At 71.8% G+C, this 19,839-nt stretch carries 17 protein-coding genes; 7 read left to right on the forward strand and 10 right to left on the reverse strand.

What is annotated here, in order from left to right; genetic code table 11:
* Nucleotides 1-26 precede the first annotated feature (26 nt).
* From V1227_RS18380 to V1227_RS18390, 3 genes are read right to left on the reverse strand one after another with little or no spacing between them, the layout of a single operon-like run.
* Nucleotides 27-221, reverse strand: coding sequence for a DUF3046 domain-containing protein (locus V1227_RS18380; RefSeq protein ID WP_329793794.1), 195 nt, complete (start codon nucleotides 219-221; stop codon nucleotides 27-29).
* 9 nt (nucleotides 222-230) lie between these two features.
* A complete protein-coding gene (locus tag V1227_RS18385) occupies nucleotides 231-1,487 on the reverse strand; it encodes an MFS transporter (protein ID WP_329793795.1) in 1,257 nt (418 codons plus the stop codon).
* A 53-nt stretch (nucleotides 1,488-1,540) separates the two neighbouring features.
* Complete coding sequence (locus tag V1227_RS18390; RefSeq protein WP_329793796.1) at nucleotides 1,541-3,391, reverse strand: Hsp70 family protein; 1,851 nt, start codon at nucleotides 3,389-3,391, stop codon at nucleotides 1,541-1,543.
* A 111-nt stretch (nucleotides 3,392-3,502) separates the two neighbouring features.
* Between V1227_RS18390 and V1227_RS18395 the strand changes: the two genes are divergently transcribed.
* Nucleotides 3,503-8,047, forward strand: a complete 4,545-nt coding sequence (locus V1227_RS18395; protein ID WP_442916507.1) for an ATP-dependent helicase — start codon at nucleotides 3,503-3,505, stop codon at nucleotides 8,045-8,047.
* Nucleotides 8,048-8,416: 369 nt separating this feature from the next.
* Here V1227_RS18395 and V1227_RS18400 read toward each other — a convergent pair whose 3' ends face one another.
* Complete coding sequence (locus tag V1227_RS18400; RefSeq protein ID WP_329793799.1) at nucleotides 8,417-9,403, reverse strand: 1-aminocyclopropane-1-carboxylate deaminase; 987 nt, start codon at nucleotides 9,401-9,403, stop codon at nucleotides 8,417-8,419.
* Complete coding sequence (locus V1227_RS18405; RefSeq protein ID WP_236223434.1) at nucleotides 9,400-10,008, reverse strand: GntR family transcriptional regulator; 609 nt, start codon at nucleotides 10,006-10,008, stop codon at nucleotides 9,400-9,402. The genes V1227_RS18400 and V1227_RS18405 overlap by 4 nt, the downstream gene beginning before the upstream one ends.
* 74 nt (nucleotides 10,009-10,082) lie before the next feature.
* On the opposite strand from V1227_RS18405, the gene def reads away from it, so the two are divergent.
* On the forward strand, nucleotides 10,083-10,586 hold the full coding sequence (gene def / locus V1227_RS18410; RefSeq protein WP_329793801.1) for a peptide deformylase: 504 nt from the start codon (nucleotides 10,083-10,085) through the stop codon (nucleotides 10,584-10,586).
* A gap of 19 nt (nucleotides 10,587-10,605) precedes the next feature.
* Here def and V1227_RS18415 read toward each other — a convergent pair whose 3' ends face one another.
* Nucleotides 10,606-11,166: a GNAT family N-acetyltransferase gene (locus V1227_RS18415; RefSeq protein ID WP_329793803.1), complete on the reverse strand. Its 561-nt coding sequence runs from the start codon at nucleotides 11,164-11,166 to the stop codon at nucleotides 10,606-10,608.
* The gene (locus tag V1227_RS18420) at nucleotides 11,163-11,651 is read right to left on the reverse strand and encodes a YbaK/EbsC family protein (RefSeq protein ID WP_236223437.1); all 489 of its coding nucleotides are present in this window, start codon (nucleotides 11,649-11,651) and stop codon (nucleotides 11,163-11,165) included. Before V1227_RS18420 ends, V1227_RS18415 begins: the two co-directional genes overlap by 4 nt.
* Nucleotides 11,652-11,856: 205 nt before the next feature.
* Here V1227_RS18420 and V1227_RS18425 point away from each other — a divergent pair, with 205 nt between their 5' ends.
* Nucleotides 11,857-12,276, forward strand: a complete 420-nt coding sequence (locus V1227_RS18425) for an SAV_6107 family HEPN domain-containing protein (RefSeq protein WP_090102845.1) — start codon at nucleotides 11,857-11,859, stop codon at nucleotides 12,274-12,276.
* Nucleotides 12,273-13,019: a maleylpyruvate isomerase N-terminal domain-containing protein gene (locus V1227_RS18430; protein WP_329793805.1), complete on the forward strand. Its 747-nt coding sequence runs from the start codon at nucleotides 12,273-12,275 to the stop codon at nucleotides 13,017-13,019. Before V1227_RS18425 ends, V1227_RS18430 begins: the two co-directional genes overlap by 4 nt.
* Here the strand turns inward: V1227_RS18430 and V1227_RS18435 are convergent.
* Complete coding sequence (locus V1227_RS18435; RefSeq protein WP_329793806.1) at nucleotides 12,996-14,570, reverse strand: alkaline phosphatase D family protein; 1,575 nt, start codon at nucleotides 14,568-14,570, stop codon at nucleotides 12,996-12,998. The two genes, V1227_RS18430 and V1227_RS18435, sit on opposite strands and share 24 nt — an antisense overlap.
* 24 nt (nucleotides 14,571-14,594) lie before the next feature.
* Here V1227_RS18435 and V1227_RS18440 point away from each other — a divergent pair, with 24 nt between their 5' ends.
* Nucleotides 14,595-15,089: a VOC family protein gene (locus V1227_RS18440; RefSeq protein ID WP_329793807.1), complete on the forward strand. Its 495-nt coding sequence runs from the start codon at nucleotides 14,595-14,597 to the stop codon at nucleotides 15,087-15,089.
* A 131-nt stretch (nucleotides 15,090-15,220) separates the two neighbouring features.
* Here V1227_RS18440 and V1227_RS18445 read toward each other — a convergent pair whose 3' ends face one another.
* Nucleotides 15,221-16,873 carry a DUF885 domain-containing protein gene (locus V1227_RS18445; protein WP_329793808.1) on the reverse strand — a complete coding sequence of 551 codons (1,653 nt, stop codon included), beginning with the start codon at nucleotides 16,871-16,873 and terminating at the stop codon, nucleotides 15,221-15,223.
* A gap of 97 nt (nucleotides 16,874-16,970) precedes the next feature.
* On the opposite strand from V1227_RS18445, the gene V1227_RS18450 reads away from it, so the two are divergent.
* Nucleotides 16,971-17,633, forward strand: coding sequence for a DUF3153 domain-containing protein (locus V1227_RS18450; protein WP_329793809.1), 663 nt, complete (start codon nucleotides 16,971-16,973; stop codon nucleotides 17,631-17,633).
* Here V1227_RS18450 and metF read toward each other — a convergent pair.
* The gene (gene metF / locus V1227_RS18455) at nucleotides 17,630-18,511 is read right to left on the reverse strand and encodes a methylenetetrahydrofolate reductase [NAD(P)H] (RefSeq protein WP_329793810.1); all 882 of its coding nucleotides are present in this window, start codon (nucleotides 18,509-18,511) and stop codon (nucleotides 17,630-17,632) included. The two genes, V1227_RS18450 and metF, sit on opposite strands and share 4 nt — an antisense overlap.
* Before the next feature lie 67 nt (nucleotides 18,512-18,578).
* On the opposite strand from metF, the gene V1227_RS18460 reads away from it, so the two are divergent.
* On the forward strand, nucleotides 18,579-19,682 hold the full coding sequence (locus tag V1227_RS18460) for a polyprenyl synthetase family protein (protein WP_442916508.1): 1,104 nt from the start codon (nucleotides 18,579-18,581) through the stop codon (nucleotides 19,680-19,682).
* The last annotated feature ends 157 nt before the right edge of the window (nucleotides 19,683-19,839 follow it).

Genomic DNA, 19,839 nt, shown 5'->3' on the forward strand with positions numbered 1-19,839 from the left:
TCCGGACGGCCTGTCCAGCCTCGATCTCAGCGTCGTTTCTCCGGAACTTCGAACGCGTCGCAGACCGCGAGCCAGACCTCCTTGGCGTCGATACCGGCCTCCAGCGCCTGGTCGGCGGTGCGGCCCCCGAGCGACGACAGCACGTGGTCCTGGGCGATCATCTCGGCCCTGACCTGGCCGAACTCCCCCGCCATGAGTTTGCGGAACATGGTGATGCGCACCGCCAGACACTAACGAACGGGCCTGCGCAGCGACGCGAAGAGGCACACGACCAGCAGCGGCAGCGCGGTGAACCCGACGATCAGGCCGAGCGCCGCGTACGACCACGCCGTGACGACGATCCCCGCGACCGCTCCCCCGATGGCGCCGCCGGCGTTCATCACCAGGTCGGACAGCCCCTGCGCCGCGGGCCGGTCCTCCACCCGCACGGACTCCGTCAGCAGCGCCGAGCCCGCCACCAGCCCGGCGGACCAGCCGAAGCCGAGCAGCGCGAGCCCCACGGCGAGCTGCGGGGCGTCGTGCGAGGACGCCATGCCCGCGACCCCGGACGCCGCGACCACCAGCGACGCGCCGATCGCGAGCACCGGCACGCGGCCGAGCCGGTCCGCCATCCACCCGAACAGCGGGCTCGCGGCGTACATGGCGGCGACGTGCAGGCTGATCACGACGCCGACGACGCGCAGCGACGACCCGGCGTGGTTCATGTGCACCGGGGTCATCGACATCAGCCCGACCATCGCGGTGTGGCACAACATCACACCGACGAGTGCAAGTCGGGCCATCGGCCCGAGCGTTCCCCAGACCTTCAGGCCACCGGGAGTCGCGCTGGAGCCTCCGGCGCAGTGCGGAGATTCAACCGGTCGTGTGCTTCTCACGACGACGAGCGGGTCCGGCCGCAGCCCGAACTGGATGACGAGCACCGCCACGACGAGCACCGCGGCCGCGAGCAGGAACGGCCCGACACCCGCGGGCAGGCCGAGGACCGCGGCGGCGCGACCGGCGGGATCGGCGAGGTTGGGACCGATGATCGCGCCGATCATGGCCGCCCACACCACGCGGGACAGTTCGCGCGCACGGCGATGCGGGTGCGCCAGATCCGTCGCGGCATAACGCGCCGCGTAGTTGGCACTGGAAGCACCGCCGAACAGGAGGAGCCCCAGCAGCAGCACCTGCCACGAGCCGAGGCCCACGGCGACAGCGGCGGTCAACGCGCCGAGACCGCCCATGCCGTAGCCGAGAACGAGCGCGGGCCGGCGCCCGCCGCGCTGGGCGAGCCGGGCTCCGGGCAGGGCGAGCAGTGCGGCCCCGGCGACGGCCGCGGTCTGCGCGAGCCCGCCGACGGCCTCGGACCCGGACAGCGACGCGGCGATCAGCGTGCTGAACGCGAGGCCGATCGTCACCGCCGCCGACCCGAGGACCTGGGTGCCGGTCAGCACGCGGACGACCTTGCGCTGCACGTGCTCCACCTGCGGCGCGGCAGTCACCATGATCACGATCGTGGCACGCCCGGCGGGCGCGCCGACAGGTCCATCAGGGGCGGTTACTCACCCGGTTGCACGGTCTTCTCGAAGAAGTCGGCCATTTCGTCCGGCTTGAGCTCGTCCGCGTTCTCCTCGGCGGTCTTGGTGAGGATGCCGAACATCGGGCGGCCCTTGGCGGTGAAGACGAGGACGCCGGTGCCGCTCGACGTGGCCGCGCGGTAGTCGCCCTCGAGGCCGTTGCCGGTCCAGTCGGCCTCGACGCGGTCGGTCTGGAACGACTTCGCGATGGCGTCGGCGTTGTTCTCGGCGCCGGTGACGCTGTCGGTGAGGATGTACTGCACCGCGTAGCCGTCGCGGATCGTGCAGCTCACGACGGTGCCCTTGATCTCCTCCATGCCGGTGATCTGCGCGGAGTCGGCCTTCTCGCAGCCGCCGCCGTCCGGCACGGTGCCCGCGAGCTGGCGCAGGCACTTCGTGAAGCCCTGGCCGTCCTGCGCGGTGTCGTCCTTGCACTCGTCCGCGCTCGGCAGGCTGGGGCCGGAGAACGCGAAGACGGCGCCGATGATGCCCGCCACCGCGAGGACCGCGGCGCCGGCACCGATGAGGACCTTCTTGTTGTCCTTCTTCGGGGCCTGCTGCTGCGGGAAGTTCATCGGGTAGCTGCCGCTGGTGTTCGGGTTCACCGAGTACGGCCCCGACACCGGGTAGCTGCCGCTCGCCGAGTACGACCCGCTCACGTTCGGGTTCGGGTACGACCCGCTGACCACGGGGTTCGGGCCGCTGACGTTCGGGTTGCCCACCGGGTGCGGGCCGGTGACGGCGGGGCTGACCGGCGCGGTGACGACCGTGGGCGGCTCGACGGACTTGGGCTTGTCGTCCTCGGCCTTGAGCGTGATCGTCGCCTTGTCGACGACCTGCGCGCCGGAGGCGACGATGGTCTCCGGGTGGTCCGGGCTGGTCGGGACTATGCCGACCTTCTCCGCGATGATCTGCCTGACCAGCGGCATCCGGCAGGAGCCGCCGACGAGGTAGACGTGCTCGGGCGTGACACCGGCCTTGCGCACCGTCGAGATGACGACCTCGGCGCTGCGGATCAGGCTGGGCCGGACGAGCGCCTCCAGCTCGTCGCGCGTGACGACGACCTTCTCGAACGGCTCCGGCATGAGCACCTCGACCTGGGGCAGCTCGGAGAGGTCCTCCTTGGCGAGGCGCAGCTCCTCGCGCAGGCCCAGGCGGGCGCGGTGGTCGTCGACGGTGGTCGGCCGCAGCAGCCGCTGCCAGCCGGCCGGGTCCTTGTGCGAGACCATGCGGCCGATGTGCTCGAGCAGCGCCTGGTCGACGTCGAGACCGCCGACGTCGCCGAGGCTGCCGTCGGCGAGGATGCGGTGCTCGGAGTCGAGCACGGAGACGTCGAACGTGTCGGCGCCGAAGTCGTAGACCGCGAGCGGGCGGCCGCCGCCGAGCGAGGCCACCGCGATGGCCTCGGGAACGGGCACGAGCTCGCCGGTCATGCCCGCGAGCCGCGCCGAGGACAGCAGCTTGTTGCGCCTGCTCGGACCCCATTCGGCCGGGTGGGTCAGGCGGATCTCGTCGAGCGCCGCGCCCATCAGCAGCGGTGTCACGGCCTCCATCACGCGCGCGTAGATGGCCGCGAGGGCGTCGTTGACGGGCAGGTTCCGCTCGCCGAGCTTGAGCGTGGCCTTGTCGATGTGGCGCTTCGGGTTCGGCTCGTAGCGCGACGGGTCCTGGCGCGACCGCCGGTCCGCCTCCCTGCCGACGAGCAGGGTGCCGTCCTCCTCGAGGTAGACGGACGAGGGCATCACGGGCCCTCCGTCCACGTCCACCACACCATGGCCGGACAGCACCGCAACCGTGTTGGCGGTGCCCAGGTCGACGGACAGGACGCGCACCGTGCTCCCCTCGAAGGACGTACTGCCGGTGATCGTGCCACAGGGGGCTCTGACGGGTGCTCGGACCTGCGTAATCAGAAATTGTCGGACCCCGGGGCCATGATGTTCTCCATGGACGTGATGGAGGCTTTCTCCCCGGCGACCAGGCAGTGGTTCGCCGGGGCCTTCGCCGCGCCCACCCAGGCGCAGACAGGTGCGTGGGCGGCCGCGGCGGCGGGCGAGCACGCGCTGGTCATCGCCCCGACGGGCTCGGGCAAGACGCTGGCCGCGTTCCTGTGGGCGCTCGACCGGCTGGCCGCCTCCCCCGTGCCCGAGGAGCCGAAGCGGCGGTGCCGCGTGCTCTACGTGTCGCCGTTGAAGGCGCTGGCGGTGGACGTCGAGCGGAACCTGCGCGCTCCCCTGGCGGGCATCCGGCAGGCCGCGCACCGGCTGGGGCTCGCGGAACCGTCGATCGCGGTCGGCATGAGGACGGGCGACACGTCGCCGGAGGAGCGGCGAGCGTTCGGGCGCACTCCCCCCGACGTGCTGGTCACGACGCCGGAGTCGTTGTTCCTGCTGCTCACGTCGTCGGCGCGCGAGTCGTTGCGCGGCGTGGAGACGGTGATCGTCGACGAGGTGCACGCGGTCGCGGGCACCAAACGCGGCGGGCACCTGGCGCTGTCACTCGAAAGGCTGGACGCACTGCTGGAGCGGCCGGCGCAGCGGATCGGGCTGTCGGCGACGGTGCGGCCGGTCGAGGAGATCGGCACCTTCCTCGCCGGCGGGCGGCCGGTGTCGGTCGTGCAGCCGAAGACGCCCAAGACCATCCAGGTCGAGGTCGAGGTGCCGGTCGAGGACATGACGGTGCTCGGCCAGCCCACGGGCGAGGTGTCGGGTTCGGCCGCCGGCGCCGAGCAGCGCACCTCCATCTGGCCGTCGGTCGAGGCACGGGTGCTGGAGCTGGTGCGCGCGCACCGGTCGACGATCGTCTTCGCGAACTCGCGGCGGCTCGCCGAACGGCTGACGGCGCGTCTCAACGAGCTCGCCGAGGAAGCCACCGAGCCGGAGTCCTTCCCCGCCGAGGCCATCGGCCAGGCGGGGATGACGGTGCAGAAGACCGCGTCGGTCGCCCGTGCACACCACGGGTCGATGTCGCGGGAGCAGCGCACCGCCGTCGAGGAGGACCTGAAGTCCGGGCGGCTGCCGTGCGTGGTGGCGACGTCCTCGCTGGAGCTGGGCATCGACATGGGCGCGGTCGACCTGGTGGTGCAGGTGGAGGCGCCGCCGTCGGTCGCGTCCGGGCTGCAGCGCGTCGGCCGTGCGGGCCACCAGGTGGGCGCGGTCTCGCGGGGCGTCATGTTCCCGAAGTTCCGCGGCGACCTGGTGTCGTGCGCGGTGGTGGCGGAACGGATGCAGAACGGCGGGATCGAGGCCGTCCGGTTCCCGCGCAACCCGCTCGACGTGCTGGCGCAGCACGTCGTGGCGATGGTGGCGATGGAGACGTGGACGGTCGAGGACCTGACGGCGCTGGTGCGGCGGGCGGCGCCGTTCGCCGGGCTGCCGGACTCCGCGCTGAACGCGGTGCTGGACATGCTGTCCGGGCGGTACCCGTCCGAGGAGTTCGGCGAGCTGCGGCCGCGGATCACGTGGGACCGGGTGAACTCCGAGCTGCGCGGGCGTCCCGGGTCGCAGCGGCTGGCGGTCACCTCCGGCGGCACGATCCCCGACCGGGGGCTGTTCGCGGTCATGACGCCGCCGTCGGAGAACGGTCCGGGCTCGCGCGTCGGCGAGCTCGACGAGGAGATGGTCTACGAGTCCCGCGTGGGCGACACGTTCCTGCTCGGCACGTCGTCGTGGCGGGTCGAGGACATCACGCACGACCGGGTGATCGTCGTGCCCGCGCCGGGCCAGCCCGCGCGGATGCCGTTCTGGAAGGGCGACGCTCCCGGCCGCCCGCTCGAACTGGGCCGCGCGATGGGCAGGTTCCTCCGCGAGGTGTCCACGATGGACGACGCGGCGGCCAGGGAACGGGCGGCGTCCGCGGGCCTGGACGCGTGGGCGACGGACAACCTGCTCGCGTACCTGGCCGAACAGCGCGAGGCCACGAGGCACGTCCCGAACGACAGGACCGTTCTGGTGGAACGGTTCCGCGACGAGCTGGGCGACTGGCGGCTGGTCGTGCACTCCCCCTTCGGCGCCCAGGTCAACGCGCCGTGGGCGCTGGCGATCGCCGCACGCCTGCGTGAGCGGCGTGGCGTCGAGGTGCAGGCCGCGCACTCCGACGACGGCATCGTGCTGCGGCTGCCCGACGCGCTCGACCACGACGGCGCGGAGGTCACGGCGAGCGCCGAGGACGTGCTGCTCGACCCGGAGGAGGTCGAGCAGATCGTGGTCGCGGAGGTGGGCGGCTCGGCGTTGTTCGCGGCCCGGTTCCGCGAGTGCGCCTCCCGGTCGCTGCTGCTGCCCCGCCGCGACCCGAAGCGCCGCACCCCGTTGTGGCAGCAGCGGCAGCGCTCTGCGCAGCTGCTGTCGGTGGCCGCGAAGTACGAGAGCTTCCCGGTGGTCCTGGAAGCGATGCGCGAGTGCCTGCAGGACGTCTACGACGTGCCCGGTCTGCGGGAGCTGATGGCGGACGTCCGCGCCCGCAAGGTGCGCGTGGTCGAGGTGGAGACGCCGTCTCCGTCGCCGTTCGCGCGCAGCCTGCTCTTCGGGTACGTGGGCATGTTCCTCTACGAGGCGGACACGCCGCTGGCGGAACGGCGGGCGGCCGCGCTGTCGCTCGACTCGACGCTGCTCGCGGAGCTGCTCGGCTCGGAGGCGATCCGCGAGCTGCTCGACCCGGAGGTCGTGGCCGAGGTCGAGCTCAGCCTGCAGCGCCTGTCCGAGGACCGCCGCCCCCGCCACGCCGAGGACACGGCGGACCTGTTGCGGTTCCTGGGAGATCTGTCCGACGCGGAGGCGCTCGAACGCGGCGTGCCCCGCGAGTGGCTCGACGAGCTGGTGGCCGAGCGCCGGGTGATCCGCGTCCGCATCGCCGGCGAGGAACGCACGATCGCGATCGAGGACGCGGGCCGGGTGCGGGACGCGCTCGGCGTCGCCCTGCCGGTCGGCGTCCCGGAGGCGTTCACCGAGCCGGTCGCGGATCCGCTGGGCGATCTGCTCAGCCGCTACGCCCGCACGCACGGGCCGTTCCCCGCCGCGGAACCCGCTTCCCGCTTCGGCCTGGGCGTGGCCGTGGTGACGGGTGTCCTGGAACGCATGGCCGCCACGGGCCGGTTGGTCCGCGGTGAGCTCCGTCCCGGCGGCACGCACACCGAGTACTGCGACGCAGACGTGCTGCGCCGGCTGCGCCGTGCGTCGCTGGCCCGGCTGCGCTCCGAGGTGGAGCCGGTCGAACCCGCGGCGCTGGGCCGGTTCCTGCCGCAGTGGCACGGACTGGGCCGCCGGCTGCGTTCGGCGCCGACGGTCGACGACGTGTTCTCGGTCGTGGAACAGCTCGCCGGAGCGCCACTTCCGGCCAGTGCGCTGGAGTCGCTGCTCCTCCCCGCGCGGCTGCCGGGCTACTACCCGGCGCTGCTGGACGAGCTGACGGCGTCCGGGGAGGTGACGTGGACGGGGTGCGGCGCACTGGCCGGTGGCGACGGCTGGGTCGCCCTCGCCCCGACCGACGTGGCCGACCTGCTGCTGCCCGACCTGGTGCCGGAGTCGATCCCGGAGTCGCCGCTGCACACCGCCGTGCTGGAGGCGTTGTCCGGCGGGGCGCTGTTCTTCCGGCAGGTCGTCGACAGGGCGTCGGTGTCCGTGACGTGCACGGACAAGGAGGTCGTCGGCACCCTGTGGGACCTGGTGTGGGCAGGACTGGTCACGAACGACACGTTGTCGCCGTTGCGCGCGCTGGTGTCCGGTGGCGGCGCGGCCCACAAGGCTCGCCGCAGCGCACCGCGCGGCCGCTACACCCGGCTGCGCGCCGCACGCCCGGACATGCCGTCCCGCACGGGCCCGCCGACCGCCGCCGGTCGCTGGTCCCTGGCGGTGCGGCCCGCGGAGGACCCGACCCGCCGCGCCCACGCCCGCGCCGAGGCCTTCCTGGAACGCCACGGCGTGCTGACCAGGGGCGCCCTGGACACCGAGCGCGTGACGGGCGGCTTCAGCGGCGTCTACAAGGTGCTGCGGGCCATGGAGGAGTCGGGCCAGGTCATCCGCGGCTACGTCGTCGAGGGCCTGGGCGCCGCCCAGTTCGCGGCGCGGGGCGCGGTGGACCGGCTGCGGGCGTTGTCCCGCCCTCCCGGCCAGCCGCTGCAGAACGACCAGGCCGTGGTGGTGCTCGCCGCGGCAGACCCCGCCCAGCCCTACGGAGCCGCTCTGGCGTGGCCGGATCCGCTGGGCGAGGGCAAGCACAGGCCGGCTCGCAAGGCCGGCGCGCTGGCGGTGCTCGTCGACGGCACCCCGGCGCTCTACGTGGAGAGAGGAGGCAAATCGCTGCTGTCGTTCACCGACGACGACCCGACCCTGCGCATCGCCGCGAACGCCCTGAGCAGGGCGGTCCGCGACGGCTGGCTGGGCCAGCTGGCGGTCCAGCGAGCCGACGGCGAGGTCGCACTCACCTCGCACCTGGCGACGGTCCTGCAGGAGGCCGGTTTCCGCGCCACACCGAAGGGTCTGCGCCTGCGGGCCTGACCCGTGGACCGGGTTCGCGGTCCACGGGGGCGCCACGCGACGCCGCACCTGTTGGTGCGGGGTGGCGTATGTGGTGGTGCGGAGTGGCGTGTCGGCGGCTCGGAGCCGACGGGTTCGGAGTTGGCGCACCTGGTCTGGCACAACGGTCTCGGCAGCCGAGGTCGCCCACGGCCCCGCGCCGGGGTTCGCGTCGCCGGGGTTCGCGCCGCCGATGTTTGCGTCGCCGAGTCTGCGTCGCCCGCGCGATCGCCGTGACAGCCGGCCGGAGTCGGAGCCGGACCTCGGGACGCGCGCCCGTGCCGCGGCTCCGGCACGAGGCGTCGCCGCACCCGGTCGAGAACCGGACCGCGGTGGTCCGGTGCCCCGAGGTCAGGCCGGGAAGAGCGAGCTGTAGGCGTTCAGCGCCGGCTGCCCGCCGAGGTGCGCGTAGAGGACCGTGGAGTCGCGGCTGATCTCGCCGGACGACACGAGGTGGATGAGGCCCGCGAGGGACTTCCCCTCGTAGACCGGGTCGGTGATCATGCCTTCGAGGCTCGCCCCGAGGCGCATGGCCTCCACAGTGGACTCGTCGGCGATGCCGTAGGTGCCGGCGTGGAAGCGGTCGTCGAGGAGGACGTCCTCTTCGGACACCGTGATCTCGCGGAGCTTCGCGGTGTTGTGCGCGATGCGGGTGATCTGGGCGAGGGTCTCGGCGGGCTTGGCCGAGGCGTCGATGCCGAGCACGCGGCGGTTGGTGTCGTTCGCGAAGCCCGCGACCATGCCCGCCTGGGTGCTGCCGGTGACCGAGCAGACGATGACGGTGTCGAAGAAGACGCCGAGCTGTTCCTCCTGCCGGCGGACCTCATCGGCCCACGAGGCGAAGCCCATGCCGCCCAGCGGGTGGTCGGAGGCGCCGGCGGGGATCGGGTACGGCTTGCCACCGGAGGCGCGGACCTCCTCGATCGCCTGTTCCCAGGCGGGTTTGACGCCGATGCCGAACTCGGCGTCCACGAGGCGGACGTCGGCTCCCATCATGCGGCTGAGCAGGATGTTGCCGACGCGGTCGCTGCCGACGTCGGACCACTCGACCCAGCTCTCCTGCACCAGCACGGCCTTCAGGCCCGCCCGCGCGGCGGCGGCCGCGACCTGGCGGGTGTGGTTGGACTGGATGCCGCCGATCGACACGAGGGTGTCGCAGCCGGTGGCGAGCGCGTCGGCGACGAGGTACTCGAGCTTGCGGGTCTTGTTGCCGCCGTAGGCGAGGCCGGAGTTGCAGTCCTCGCGCTTCGCCCAGACCGCGGCGCCGCCGAGGTGGGCCGTCAGGCGGTCGAGGCGGTGGACGGGCGAAGGGCCGAAGAGCAGCGGGAATCTGTTCACAGTTCCTCCTTCAGGGTGCCCCAGTTCTCATCGACCAGGAGCGAGGCCTGTTCGTGGTCGCCTCGTTCGCACGCCTCGATGATCCGGTCGTGCTGCGCGACCGAGTGGCGGGCCTGCGGTGAGGAGAACCGGCTGTGCTCGGCGCGGCGGACCAGGGGTGTGTAGCGGTCGATGGTCGCGGCGACGGCGAAGTTGCCGCAGCGGTGGACGGCCACCGCGTGGAACTCGTCGTCGGCGGCCAGTGCCGCGACGGCGTCGTTGGCGTCGAGCGCCTTCTTGAAGGCCTCGTTCGCCGCGCGCATCGCGGCGATGTCCTCGGCCGGCATCTCCCGGAGGACGGCGATGCCCACGGCGAGGGAGTGCATCGTCTGCACGACGACGAGCGCGTCGAGCACGGGCTCGGCTTCCAGCGCGGTGACGCGCGTGTACGCGTGCGGCTTGGTCTCGACGAGGCCCTCATCGGTCAGGGTCGCGAGCGCCTCGCGCACCGGCGTGCGGGACAGGCCGAGCCGCTCCGCCAGTTCGACGTCCTTGATGGGCGTGCCCGGCTGGAGGTCGCCGCGCACGATCGCCGAGCGGATCTCGGCGGCCGCACGCTCCTTCAACGACCCATATCCAATATATTGCATATCGGCAGCGTAGGTCTGAGGCCCGATGATCGCAACCTAGGCTGGACGGCATGGCGATGCGCGACATCCGGCTCTTCGGCGACCCGGTGCTGACGAGCCCCGCCGACCCGGTGACGCGGTTCGACCGCAACCTCGAAGCACTGGTCGCGGACTTGCTCGACACGGTCGAGCCGGACGGGCGCGCCGGGCTCGCGGCGCCGCAGATCGGCGTCGGGCTGCGGGCGTTCAGCTACGACGTGCCGGAGAAGAGCGGCCGCCGGCGCGGGTACGTGATCAACCCGGAGATCGTGGAGCTGTCCGAGGAGACCCAGGACGGCGGCGAGGGATGTCTGTCGGTGCCGGGACTGGCGTATCCGACCGTGCGCGCGCAGGAGGCCGTCGTGCACGGTGTCGATCTGCGCAACGAACCGGTCGTCGTGCGCGGGAGCGGGTTGATGGCTCGCTGCCTGCAGCACGAGACCGATCACCTGGACGGGAAGCTGTACCTGTCCCGTCTCACGCCCGAGTTGCGGCGCAAGGCGATGCGCGCGGCGCGGGAGTCGGACTGGTTCTGAACCGGGGCGGTTGGGCGGCCTAGAAGGGCAGGGTCCGGCCGAGCACCGCGAACGGGCGCGGGTCGCCGGTGAACTGGTAGTGCCTCAGCACGTCGAGGAAGCCGACACGGCGGTAGAGCTTCCACGCCTTGCTGGGGCCTTCGGGCGTGGACAGCAGCACGCGCGAGGACTTGACGCCCTCCATGAGCCTGCGCAGCAGGTCCTCACCGAGGCCACGGCCCTGGGCGCGCGGCAGCACGTGCAGTTCGGTCAGTTCGAAGTAGTCGGAAAGCCATTCGTCGACGACCGCGGGCGGCGAGACCTGCATCAGCCCGCGCCGCACCTGCTCGTGCCACCACTGGCCGGACGCGCCGCGGTAGCCGTAGCCGATGCCGACGAGCTCGTCCTGCTCCCCCAGCGCGACGACGCAGCGCCAGTCCTCGCGCATCATGTGCGCGAGCCACATCGGGGCGCGCTGCTCGACGGTGCCGGGCGGGTAGTTCATCGCCGTCACGTACAGCGCGAGCGCTTCGCCCAGCCGCGCGTTGAGCTCGGTGGTGGTCAGCTCGACGATGCGCTCCACGCGCGGCGAGGCCGTCATGCCGACACCACCGCTGCGCGGCCGCCCGTCAGGGCGACGAGGTCCGCGAAGGTCGTGGGGTAGACGGCGTGCGGGTGGCCCGCGGCCGCCCAGATCTCCTCGTAGCCGGACAGCGCCTCGTCCACGAGGGTCTCGATCGGCGCCGGGTGCCCGACCGGCGACACCCCGCCGATCACCTGACCCGTGTGCTCGCGGACGAACTCCGGGTCGGCGCGCTTCACGGCGTCCGCTCCGACCAGCTCGGCGACCAGCGACGTGTCCGCGCGGTGGGCGCCCGACGTCAGCACCAGCAATGGCGCCGCCTCCCCGTCGCGCACCGCGGCGAACAGCAGGCTGTTCGCGATCGCGCCCACCGGCACACCGACCGCCTCGGCCGCGGCCGCCGCGGTCCGCACGGCGTCCGGCAGCACGACGATGCGTTCTGCGGTGGCGGGCGGCAGGGCTTCCGCCACTTTGCGGATTCCGGGGTGTTCGAGCGCGCTCACGCCATCAATCAGACCATGACTCACGCCCACGTGGTGGGGCGGGTTGAGGAATCCATCGGCCGGGAGCTACGCTGGTGGGGACTCGAACATGTGTTCGAGTCTCACCATGCCTCGGAGGTGGGGTGGGGGAAGCACCCCACCTCCGAGAGCCGCCGGCTTCCCCTCGGCGGTGGACGTCGTTGACCGACGCCACGAGGAGGCCGAGATGACAGCTGAGATTTCGAGTCCGGCAGCCTTCCCCGTTCCGTTGCCCCCCGCGTCCGCGCTCACCCTGCTGCAGCAGGCCCGCGACTCGCTCGCCGAGTCGGAGCGCACGCCCGAACCCCCTGAGCGGTTCGCGACCGCCTACCTCGCCGCGTTGCGAGCCGCCGCCGCGGTGCTCGCTCTGCGTGGACGGCCTCATCGCGGGCGTTCGCGGCCGACCAGCGCCTGGGTGCTGCTGTCCGCGATCGCGCCGGAGATGGGCGAGTGGGCCGCGTTCTTCGCGTCGTGGTCGTCCACACGGGCCGCTGTGCTCGCCGGGATCACCCGGCACGTCAACGCGCGCACGGCCGACGATCTGGTTCGTCAGACCACTCTGTTCGTGATGCTCGTCGACCGTGTGATGAGCGAGGCGAAGCGGTGAACTTGCTCGACGTTTTGCGCCGTGAGGCGGATCTGCTCGCCATGTCCGCGATCGGCCAGCCTCCGCACAAAGGTGTGCCCGCCTGTCCCGGGCTGAACCTCGGGGAGACCGTGCGGCACATCGGCAGCGGCTACCGCAGTGCGCTGGCCTGGATCACACTCGGCCGCGAGCCCGTGGACGGCGAGTGGCAGGACCACCCGCAGCCGGGAGAGGACCCGCTGGACTTCATGAGGTCGGGCGCGGAGGCCGTGATCGCGGAGCTCGAAGCGCACGACGAGGACGAGCCGTGCGCTTCGTGGTGGCCCGAGCAGCAGACCTACGGGTTCTGGCGGCGACGGCTCGCGCACGAGACGACGGTGCACCGCATGGACGTCCAGGGCGCCGCCGGCATGGAGGTCGGCGCCGTCGCCGACGAGGTCGCGGTCGACGGCGTCGACGAGGTGCTCACGTTGTGGCTGGGGCACAAGCTGGACGTGCTCGGGGTGCGGGGCTCGCGCGACAGCCTCGTCACCGTCCAGGTCGAGGACTACGTGTGGCTCACGCGCTGCGGCCCGCAGGGCGCGTCGGCGTGGCGCGTGGTCGACCCGGAGGACGCCCACTCCGCCGACGCGCAGGTGTCGGCGAGCCCGATGACGATGTACCGCTGGTTGTGGGGACGGCTGCCCGACCGGATGGTCGAGGTGTTCGGCGACCACGACGCGATCGCGCAGCTGTGGGCGCTACTCCGTCTCGCGACCAAGTAGGACGGACGCGGTCTCCTCGCCCGTTGCCGACAGCAGGCGGTAACGGGCCTGGCGGCCGTTGAAGTCCAGCAGTGCCACGGAGTTCCCGAAGTGCGGGCCGCTCGTCTTGCGCCAGTGCACCAGGTCCTCGGGCACGCCGACCATCGTCGCGAGGCGGCGGAACACCTTCGAGGCCGCGCGCGACCACGACAGCCGGAACGCCGGGCGCAGCACCTTCGGCGCCTCGTTGTGGATGGGCGAGCACACGAGTTGCGCGACCACGGCCTTGGTGGGCCGGGGGAACTCGGCCTCGGCGACGTAGCTGTGGTGGACGTCACCCGACAGCACGCACACCGTGGCGGCACCGTTGCCGGCGGCCTTCTCGATCATGCGGGAGAGCCTGTCGAACGACTCGCGGAACGCGGGCCAGTGCTCCAGGTCGACCGCCTGCCGGATGGCCTCGGCGGCCTTGCCCTGCCAGCCCGGCTTGTTCGCGCCGATCTCGTTGATGGACTGGACGTGGCTGAGGGCGTGCGGCATCAGCCACGGCAGCGAAGAGCCGATCAGCAGGTGGTCGTACTCGCCGTCGTTCTCGCTGGTGTTGCGCTCGATCCACTCGAACTCGTCGTCGTTGACCATCTGCCGCCTGCCCTCTTCGAGGATGCGGCCGGAACGCGTGTCGACCATGAGCAGCCGGGCCCGGCCGAAGTCGCGGCGGAAGCTCCACCACGTCGACTTGCGGCCCTCGTTCTCCCTGTCCGCCGCTTCCGCGAAGTCCAGCAGCATCGGCAGCACGTCCGTGCCCTGCGCCTTCACCTTGGCGTACAGGGAGCTCTTCGCGAGCTCGTCCGGGCTGAGGTTGCCCAGGTGCTGGTAGACCCAGTACGAGGAGATGGCGCCGCGGATCCTGTCGCGCCACCACGGCTTCTCCGCCATCTGTGCGCGCCACACCGCGGAGGTGTTCCAGTCGTCGCGCACGTCGTGGTCGTCGAAGATCATCGCCGTCGGCACGACCGACAGCAGCCAGCGGATCTCGGGGTCGCCCCAGGTCTCGTGGTAGAGGTGGGCGTACTCGCCGAAGTGCACGACCTCGCCGTCGGGCTCGTCCGTGCCGCGCCTGCGGTCGCGCAGCCACTGCTTCGTGGACTCGGTGGGTTCGTCGGCGTAGACCTGGTCCCCGAGCAGGATCATCGCCTGCGGCCACTCCTCCTCCGGAGCGGCCATGAGCCGTTGCGCGAACGCGTCGAGCGCGTCCGGGCCGAGCGGCTGGTCGGGCGCGGCGCGGCACGACCCGAAGGCGATCCGGCGGACCTGCCCGGTGCGGATGACCGGCTTCGGGAAGTCGCTGCCCGGTTCCGGCCAGACCTTGGCGCCGTCCAGTTCGACGTCGTACTCGGTGCGGGGACCGAGGTTCTCGAGACGGACGAGCGCGTAGTGCTGGTTGCCCACCTGGAACGTGCGCGCCGAGCTCCCGGCGATCTTCACCTCGCAGGAGGCATCCGTCTCGACCCACACCGTCGCGGACGTCTCGTCGACATATCTCAGGAGGGGTCCGAGCACCAGCTTCGCCACGCGCGAGACAGTACCCTCGCACGGGTGGAAATCACGTTCGAGGCGGCGGATCCGTCCGCCCTCGCCGCCTTCTGGTCGGAGTTCGCCGGCGACGAGGTCGAGCTGACGTTCGTGTGGAGCGACGCTCCCAAGATCGAGAAGAACCGGGTGCACATCGACCTGGCGTCGTCCTCGGCCGAACACCAGGCGGACATCGTCGCGCGCGCGGTCAAGCTCGGCGCCGAACTCGCCGACATTGGCCAGACCGACGTGCCGTGGGTGGTGCTGCGCGACCCGCAGGGCAACGAGTTCTGCGTCCTGGAGCCCCGGCCCGAGTACTCCGGCGTGATCGCGGCCGTCGTCGTCGACTCGCCCGACCCGCTGGCGTCGGCCCGGGCGACCGGGCACCCGGTGGTGCGCAGCGGGGACGGGTTCGCCTCGGTGCGGCCGGAGCCCGGGCCGTGGCTCGAGTTCGTGCGGACCGACGACCCGGAGCCGATCACGAACCGCGTGCGCGTGCGATGGGCGGACCCGGCCTGACCGACGGGCGACTGGCCCGCGCCAAGTAGAACCGATATATCAGTTATGCAAAAGACGTTTGCGGACGTCCGCAAACGTCTTTTGCATTAGGGCGCGTTGATGCAGCTCAGAGCCTTGCAACGAGGTGTGCGTCAGAGAGCGGCCAACCGTTCACGAAGGGTGTCGAGGCCCATCGCGCCCATCTCCAGGGCCTCCTTGTGGAAGCGCTTGAGGTCGAAGTCGGCGCCCTTGCGGGTCCGCGCGTCCTCGCGGGCGGCGAGCCAGAGGCGCTCGCCGATCTTGTACGCGGGGGCCTGGCCCGGCCAGCCGAGGTAGCGGTCGATCTCGTCGCGGACGTGCGCCGGTTCGGAGAGGGTCCGGGTCAGCATGAACTCCAGGCCGAGCTCGGGCGTCCAGCGCTCGCCGGGGTGGAAGCCGGTGCCGGCGGGGATCTCCAGCTCGAGGTGCATGCCGATGTCGATGATGACGCGGGCCGCGCGGAACAGGTGCGCGTCGAGCATGCCGAGCAGGTCGCCGTCGTCGTCGAGGTAGCCGAGCTCGCGCATGAGGCGTTCCGCGTAGAGCGCCCAGCCCTCGCCGTGGCCCGACACCCAGCACATGAGGCGCTGGAAGTCGTTCAGCGTCTCCGACTGGTACACCGCCGTCGCGCACTGGAGGTGGTGGCCCGGAACGCCCTCGTGGTAGACGGTCGAGGTCTCGCGCCAGGTCGGGAACACCGTCTTGCCCTCGGCGATCGACCACCACATGCGGCCGGGGCGGGAGAAGTCGGCGGTCGGTGACGTGTAGTACGCGCCGACGGCACCGCCGGGCGGGGCGATCCTGCACTCGAGCTTCATCAGGGCGTCGGGCAGGTCGAAGTGCACGTCGCGCAGGTCGAGCAGGGCCTTGTCGGACAGCTCCTGCATCCACGCCTGCAGGCCGTCCTGGCCGTGCACCTGGTAGCGCGGGTGCTCGTCGAGGTACGCCGCGGTCTCCGTGAGCGAGGCGCCCGGCTTGAGCCGCGCGGCCACCTCCTTCATCTCGGCCTCGATGCCGAGGAACTCCTCCCAGCCCCACGCGTAGGCCTCGGCGAGGTCGAGGCGCGAGCCGGTGAAGTAGCGGGAGCCGAGGCGGTAGCGCTCCTCGCCGACGGCGTCCTTCTCGGGTGCCTGCGGGGCCAGCGTCGTGCGGAGGAAGGAGGCGAAGTCGGCGTACGCGGCGGCAGCGGCGGTGGCGCCGGCGTCGAGAGAGGAGCGCAACGAACCGTCGACGTTCGCGGAAGCCGCGAACGGGCCGAAGAAGGTCGTGGCGAAGGTCTCGCACTGCTTGGCGACCTGGGTGACCTGGCGGATCGCTGAGACCTGACCACGGGAGGCGGCGCGTGAGAGAGAGGCGCGCAGACCGTCCAGAGCGGCGGGCACGGCGGCGAGGCGTCGTCCGATCGTGGCCCAGTCTTCGGGCGTGTCGGTCGGCATCTGGTCGAAGATGTCGCGCACGGACTGGATCGGGCTCGCGATGACGTTCAGCGAGGACTCGGTCTCCCCGGCCTCGTACAGCTCGTGCTCGAGGCCCGTCCGCTCCAGGAAGACGGCCCGGGCCGCTTCTTCGGAGGCGTCGGCGGGCTGTGCGGCGGTGACGGCGGCGAGGGCGCGGACGGCGAGTTCGTCGCGTGCCGCGTGTCCTTCCGGGGAGAGGTCCGTCAGCTGGTCGTCGTGTCCCGCGAAGCCCAGGCTGGTGGCCGCGATGGGGTCCAGCGCGACGTAGTCGCTGACGAACTTGTTGCTGATCTCGTGCACGGATGACATGCGCCGAAACGCTACAGCGCCCCCTTCCACTCGAAAAGGTAGTTAGTCAAGCTCACGACCAACGGGGGGACTGCGTCGTGCCCGCCGTGCTGGCAGGATGGCCGCCGTGCGTCGATCCCGGGCACTGCTGGTGCCGGTCTTCCTGCTGCTCACCCTGTTTTCGTTGAGCGGATGCGTTCGCGTGTACGCGGCCATGGCCGTGTCCGACGACGACCGCATCTCGGGCGAGATCATCGCGGCCACACCTCCCACGCAGGACAACGATCCCGGCCCCCAGCTCGAGGTTCCGCCGGAGCTCGCGAGCCGGGTCACCACCAAGCCGTACCGGGTGGAGTCGTACGCGGGCACGCAGTTGTTCTTCAACGGGCTGTCGTTCGACGAGATGCGGACGCTGTCGTCGTCGACGAGCTCGTCGAACAGCCGCTACAACCTGAACTTCCGCCGGTCGGGTGATCTTGTGACGCTCTCCGGGTCGGTCGACCTGACCCAGGTGCCCGTGGAACGGGCCGACATCCAGGTCAAGGTCAGCTTCCCCGGCAAGGTCGTGAACACCAACGGCCGCGAGGAGGAGAACAACACGATCGCGTGGTCCCCGAAGCCCGGTCAGGCCTCCATGCTGCAGGCCACCGTGCAGTACGCGGGTCAGAACTCCAGCTCGTTCTTCGGCTGGGCGCTGCTGGTCGCCGGGCTCACCGGCGGCGCCGCGCTGGTCGTCGTCGTCCTCGCGCTCATCGCGCACAGGCGCAGCACCGTCGCCTAAGCGCGGGTGACCAGTCCCAGGCGCCCCAGCACCTCGCGCGTCGCCTTGGCCCTGTTCATCGTGTAGAAGTGCAGCGCGGGAACGCCCTCGTCGAGCAGCCGCCGGCACATCTCGGTCGCGATGTCGATGCCCGTCGCGCGGAACCCGGCGACGTCGTCGGCGTACGGCTCCAGCCGGCGCGAGACCTCCGGTGGCAGGTCGGCGCCGGACAGCTCCACGATCTTGGACAGCCCGCGCGGCGACAGCATCGGCATGATCCCCGGCAGGATCGCCGCGTCGCAGCCCGCCGCCGCCACCCTGTCGCGCAGCCGCAGGAACGGCTCCGGCGCGTGGAACAGCTGGGCCACCGCGTAGTCCGCGCCCGCGTTCAGCTTGCGCAGCAGAAACTTCAGGTCGGTGTCGAGGTCGGCCGAGCGCGGGTGCCCGTACGGGAACGCCGCCACGCCCACGCAGAAGTCGCCGAGCTCGCGGACGAGCCGCACCAGTTCGTCCGCGTAGTTCAGGCCCTGGGGGTGCGCGACCCACTCGCCCATCGGGTCGCCGGGAGGGTCGCCGCGCAGTGCGAGGACGTTGCGCACGCCGATCGCCGCGTACCAGCCGATGACGTTGCGCAGTTCGGCGACCGAGTGGTCGACGGCGGTGAGGTGCGCGACGGGGAGCAGCGTCGTCTCCTGCGCGATGCGGCCGGTGGCGCGGATCGTGCGGTCGCGGCGCGACCCGCCGGCGCCGTAGGTGATCGACACGAACGCCGGGTCGAGGCCTTCCAGCTCGCGGACGGCCTTCCAGAGGACCTTCTCGTCCTCCGCGTCTCGCGGTGGCAGGAACTCCACCGAGAACTTGGGTGACTCTCCCTGGAGCCGCTCCACCACCGACGTCATGGGGTCAACCCTAATGGTACTTCCGAGGAGTGGGACACCCGCTCACCATGTGGTACGCCGCCCCGACATGCGCGTGGTGCCGGACACAGCGGACCATGGACGTGTGTCCCACCACCCCATCGACGTGGCGCTGCCCCAGCACGTCGAAGAAGCGCTGACCACGTACCTGGCCTCCCGGCGCGCGTCCGGCGAGGCGATGGACCCGAGCTTCGCGAGCGCGGTCGACGCGCTGTCGGACTTCGTGCTGGGCGGGGGCAAGCGCATCCGCCCGACCTATGCGTGGTGGGGCTGGCGCGCGGCCGGCGGTGACCCGTACGGCGACCTCGCGGAGGAGGTCCTCACGGCGGTCAGCTCGCTGGAGCTGATCCAGGCGTGCGCGCTGATCCACGACGACCTGATGGACGCCTCCTCGGTGCGCCGGGGCAAGCCGACGGTGCACATCGCGTTCGGCGCGCGGCACCGCGAGCAGGGCTGGCTCGGTTCGGCGGAGCGGTTCGGCATGTCGGCGGCCGTCCTGATCGGCGACGTCGCCCTGGCGTGGGCGGACGACATGCTCTTCGCGGCCGGGCTGCCGGCGGAGGTGCTGCGGCGCATGAGCGAGCCGTGGCGGGACATGCGCACCGAGATGCTCGCCGGCCAGTACCTCGACGTGCTGACGCAGGCGCGGGGCGACTCGTCCCCGGACGCGGCGCTGCGCATCGACCGGCTCAAGACGGCCGCGTACACCGTCGAACGGCCGCTGCACATGGGCGCCGCGATGGCGGGCGGCTCACCGGAGCTCGTCGACGGGCTGCGTGCGTTCGGCGCCGACATCGGCGTCGCGTTCCAGCTGCGCGACGACCTGCTCGGCGTGTTCGGCAACCCGGAGGTCACCGGCAAGCCCGCCGGTGACGACCTCGCCGAGGGCAAGCGCACGCTGCTCGTGGCCCTGGGCGTGCAGTACGGCGCCGATGTGCTGGACTTCGCCCTGGGCAAGCCCGACCTCGACCTCGACACCGTCGAGGAGGTCCGCCGCGCGCTCGTGAAGGTCGGCGCCGTCGACGCCGTCGAGGAGCGCATCGAGGAGCTGACGAAGAGCGCGCTGGCCGCCCTCGACGCGGCCGGGGTGGCCGAACCGGCCGCGACCAAGCTCGCCGACCTCGCGATCAGCTCGACGAAGCGGACCTTCTGAGACGATCATGTCGTCCGGTTCCCGGGAGTTGATTAACTCCTCGTGACCGTGTGGGCCGTTGCCTGCTGACGCTTCCGCGCGTTGTGCAACGATGTTCGGGCGATGGCAGCAACTCCGTCCCTCCCCCGAACGAGCTCCGAGATGTCTCCGCAGGAGC

The organism is Lentzea sp. DG1S-22 (assembly GCF_036321065.1).
Taxonomy (GTDB): domain Bacteria; phylum Actinomycetota; class Actinomycetes; order Mycobacteriales; family Pseudonocardiaceae; genus Lentzea; species Lentzea jiangxiensis.

What these genes read in the sequence shown, in the direction of transcription:
- V1227_RS18425 (WP_090102845.1), top strand. Translation starts at nt 11,857, where the DNA reads ATGACAGCTGAGATTTCGAGTCCGGCAGCCTTCCCCGTTCCGTTGCCC.
- V1227_RS18415 (WP_329793803.1), bottom strand. Translation starts at nt 11,166, where the DNA reads ATGACGGCCTCGCCGCGCGTGGAGCGCATCGTCGAGCTGACCACCACC.
- V1227_RS18395 (WP_442916507.1), top strand. Translation starts at nt 3,503, where the DNA reads ATGGACGTGATGGAGGCTTTCTCCCCGGCGACCAGGCAGTGGTTCGCC.
- metF (WP_329793810.1), bottom strand. Translation starts at nt 18,511, where the DNA reads ATGACGTCGGTGGTGGAGCGGCTCCAGGGAGAGTCACCCAAGTTCTCG.
- V1227_RS18445 (WP_329793808.1), bottom strand. Translation starts at nt 16,873, where the DNA reads ATGTCATCCGTGCACGAGATCAGCAACAAGTTCGTCAGCGACTACGTC.
- V1227_RS18385 (WP_329793795.1), bottom strand. Translation starts at nt 1,487, where the DNA reads ATGGTGACTGCCGCGCCGCAGGTGGAGCACGTGCAGCGCAAGGTCGTC.
- def (WP_329793801.1), top strand. Translation starts at nt 10,083, where the DNA reads ATGGCGATGCGCGACATCCGGCTCTTCGGCGACCCGGTGCTGACGAGC.
- V1227_RS18460 (WP_442916508.1), top strand. Translation starts at nt 18,579, where the DNA reads ATGCGCGTGGTGCCGGACACAGCGGACCATGGACGTGTGTCCCACCAC.
- V1227_RS18450 (WP_329793809.1), top strand. Translation starts at nt 16,971, where the DNA reads ATGGCCGCCGTGCGTCGATCCCGGGCACTGCTGGTGCCGGTCTTCCTG.